This window comes from Candidatus Propionivibrio aalborgensis (genome assembly GCF_900089945.1).
Lineage (GTDB): Bacteria > Pseudomonadota > Gammaproteobacteria > Burkholderiales > Rhodocyclaceae > Propionivibrio > Propionivibrio aalborgensis.
Genome location: NZ_FLQY01000203.1, coordinates 1 through 1,535 on the forward strand (window position 1 = coordinate 1; position 1,535 = coordinate 1,535).

At 54.7% G+C, this 1,535-nt stretch carries 1 protein-coding gene; it reads left to right on the forward strand.

The genetic code is table 11. The features are described 5' to 3' along the window. The first annotated feature begins 205 nt into the window (after window positions 1-205). A complete protein-coding gene (locus PROAA_RS10445; protein WP_186406088.1) occupies window positions 206-1,375 on the forward strand; it encodes an IS4 family transposase in 1,170 nt (389 codons plus the stop codon). The last annotated feature ends 160 nt before the right edge of the window (window positions 1,376-1,535 follow it).

Below are 1,535 nucleotides of genomic sequence, written 5' to 3' on the forward strand. Positions count from 1 at the left end.
CATTGCGAATTTCGAGACAAGTACGACCCTGAGCAGGCCGAGAAACAGTTTAAGAAACGCGATCAGTAGTGTCCGGTTAAAACGCTCTTCGAATTCCTGAAACCAAGAACTGGAGCGGGATTTGAGGCGGGAGAAGGTGGTGTCGATTTGAACTGTGTCTGGCATATCGGGCAGTCTTCCGGGTTTGATTCCGGAGGCAGTTGCCATGAACACTGGCAAGACCTTGTTCGCCCAGCTCATGGACTTTCTGCCATGGACAACTTTCACCCGCCTTGTCCAGCAATATGGCGGCGACCGATACGTAAAGTCGCTGACCTGTGCCGAGCAGTTTCGCATCATGGCCTTTGCGCAACTGACCTACCGCGAGAGTCTGCGCGACATCGAGGTCTGTCTCTCGGCACAAGCGGCGAAGCTTTATCACATGGGGTTCCGGCAGGAGATCAGACGGGCAACACTTGCCGATGCCAACGAGAAGCGGGACTGGCGTATTCATGCCGAGTTCGCCCAACGATTGATTGCCCAAGCCAGAAAGCTCTATGTCGGCGACAGCTTGGCCTTCGAGTTGGAGAACACGGCGTATGCGCTGGACTCGACAACCATCGACTTGTCCTTGTCGCTGTTTCCGTGGGCGCCGTTCCGCACAACCAAGGCGGCGGTCAAGATGCATACGCTGCTCGACCTGCGCGGCAGCATCCCCAGCTTCATCCACATCTCGGACGGCAAGCTGCACGACGTTCATGCGCTCGATCTGCTGACCGCGGAAGCCGGCGCAATCTACGTCATGGATCGCGGCTATCTGGACTTCACGCGGCTGTACGCCGTAGATCAGGCCAACGCCTTCTTTGTAACTCGTGCCAAGTCGAACCTGGATGCACGGCGTATCTACTCGGCGAGAACCGATCGCAGCACCGGGATCATGTGCGATCAAACGATCGGGCTCAACGGCTACAAAACCAGCAGGGATTATCCGGCGCACCTGCGACGCGTCCGTTTCAAGGATCCGGAGTCCGGCAAGACGCTGGTGTTCCTGACGAACAACTTCACGTTGCCGGCAGCAACGATCTGCGCGCTCTACAAGAGCCGCTGGCAGGTCGAGTTGTTTTTCAAATGGATCAAGCAGCATCTTCGTATCAAGAAATTCTTCGGCACCTCAGAGAATGCAGTGAAGTCGCAAATCTGGATTGCCGTGTCGGTCTATGTCCTCGTTGCCATCGTGAAAAAGCGGCTGAACCTCGACGCTTCGCTCTACACTTTGCTACAGATTTTTTCGCTCACCCTGTTCGAGAAGATGCCCATCCAGCAAGTCTTTGCGGGAAGCGGCTACACTTCAGAGCACGCAGTCGACTGCAACCAATTGAATCTATTCGCGTTTTAACCGGACACTACTGAAACGCGATAGTGAATTTGGGCGGAAGTTATCAAGCTGGCGCGCTTATGTGTTGCGAGCAAGAAAGAACTGAGAAGACCAATTTCGGGCACCTTATGCAAGATTATATCAATGAGCGCTGGCAACCCATTCTGGCGTATAACGGCCT

Excerpts from the sequence above, each read along its gene's own strand:
- PROAA_RS10445 (WP_186406088.1), top strand. The coding sequence starts at position 206 with ATGAACACTGGCAAGACCTTGTTCGCCCAGCTCATGGACTTTCTGCCA.